A 2,004-nucleotide genomic window follows, 5' to 3' on the forward strand; every position below is an offset into this window, starting at 1 on the left:
AAACCGCCAATAAATACTCCAGAACGGTTATTAGACATCTTATTGTTTCTCTCCTTACACCCATTTTAGGTGGGTTGTCTCCCCTTGCAAGACTCAACCGATTTTATCCAGTTAATCTATCGTGACAAAATATCAGCCAGAAATGTTGCTTTTATTCATTAATATCAAAAGCATTAATTACTTAATAATCCAAAAATATCCGTATATCCCCAAGTTTAGAACCTCCGACAAGCCTTCTGGCGGGGTTTCTTTGTGTTAGCACATCCCTCGTAGTTCCGTACCCTTCTCCTGACGGAGACGCTCTTGCTAGCAAACTTAAAGACTAAGGGATGAGAAGGGGGAGCGATCCCTACGCCAGAAGCTAATGCACCATGAGGTATCTTACTACGGACTCCTCTCAGTGTCCCTCGTCAGCCCTAATTATAAATGTTCATGTGAACCTGACATAACTCATTTTCCAACTGTTCTTTTCCCCGTTATTAACTCTAGCTTCGGAAAATAACGCTGCCAGATTTGCCTTCCTAGCAAAAGTAGACTGATAATTTGCCGCACTTGTTGAATTTGTATTTGTAGCGCTTGATTTCTCTGCCGTAAGTTATGGATATTCTGCTGACTGAGATAAATATTTTCGGGTGCTTTATTCAGTGCTGTATGGGTACAACTTTCATAGGCGGTTAATCTATCTGCTATGTATGCTAGCTGCTGCTTGAGTTGCCACACCCGCCAAGCCACATACAGTAGTGTCAGGGAAATGAGGGTGTTAATTATGACAACTAAAATTACCATTGTTTATCTTCAATATTAGCTTTGAGGATTTGTTCTATATACTTTGTTTGGCTCTGATTTAATGATTAAAAAATTAGAGGGTGAAAATTTAGTCTAACAAAGGCTGAAGGCTAAAAAATCGCCAATTTGCCAATTTTGTAACAACTATATGTCCACACCTCGCAAAACCACAGCTACAATTACTTTAGATTCACGACTCGGTTTGCGAAATCAACCCGTATGCTCAATAAGCCTCATCATTACTACGTCCCACTCCTTAACCTGATAACTCTATTCAATTTGCGATCTTTGTGGTGTGCAAGCACAATGGTATAGCCCCTTCAACAGACGGTGAGAGAACTACACTACACTCCTTGAAGGCTTACCAGCATCGTCTTTATTATTGTGCTCCTACCTCTACCAGTTTTCCAGCCTATTGCGTGAAGTTAACTAAATATTTTGCCTGTAAAAACCTCACTAATGGTTCACCAACCAAACATTGCTGGGTGTGGACTGGGGAAAAGGGAAAGGAGAGAGTCTATTAATTCCTCCTCCCTTAAGCTTTACCCTTTTCTCAGCCGAAGGCTTACCTGTCTCCCCTTAACCTCTTCCCTGCTGAAGACTTCCTCTTACTATTTCACTAATACTTTACCGATAATGATTATCTTTTTTTATACATCCAGTAGGAGTTGAGGATGTCAAAAAAATCACCATTGAATAATTTCTTTCGAGCTACTTTTGTTACTTTGACGATTGGATTTGTTGGGTGTGGAAATCAAGCTGCAAGAACCACATTCACTCAGACTACCACCCAGGTAGATGAGAATCTTCCTCAAGTCGTAGCGACTACAAGCGTACTGTGTGACTTAACCAGACAGGTTGCCGGAAATACAGTTAACCTCACCTGCTTAATTCCTCCTACTGCCAACCCCCAATTTTATAAACCAAAACAGGAAGATCGTGAAGCCATTGAGCAAGCTAATCTTATTCTTTATGCTGGTTATAATTTTGAACCAAATCTGATCAAATTAATTAAAGCGACTAAAAACCCAGCACCGAAAATAGCCGTTGGTCAACTGGCAGTGCCTAAGCCACAAAAATTCCAGGCAGGTGGTAAGAATGTAACTGATCCTCATCTTTGGCACAATACCAAAAATGCTATCAGAATGGTGGAGGTAATTAATAGTAACTTGAGAAAATTAGAATCTAGTGATGCAGAGGCTTATACCAGCAATACCA

The 2,004-nt window shown here is 40.4% G+C and carries 2 protein-coding genes; one reads left to right on the top strand and one right to left on the bottom strand.

The window, feature by feature from the left end:
* Positions 1 to 450: 450 nt before the first annotated feature.
* Complete coding sequence (locus RRG12_RS43530) at positions 451 to 786, bottom strand: hypothetical protein (RefSeq protein ID WP_069071853.1); 336 nt, start codon at positions 784 to 786, stop codon at positions 451 to 453.
* Positions 787 to 1,460: 674 nt separating this feature from the next.
* Here RRG12_RS43530 and RRG12_RS43535 point away from each other — a divergent pair.
* Positions 1,461 to 2,004, top strand: a 544-nt coding sequence (locus RRG12_RS43535; RefSeq protein WP_420763316.1) for a metal ABC transporter solute-binding protein, Zn/Mn family, incomplete at its 3' end; no start/stop codon positions are given.

It is taken from the genome of Nostoc sp. CALU 546, assembly GCF_048836525.1.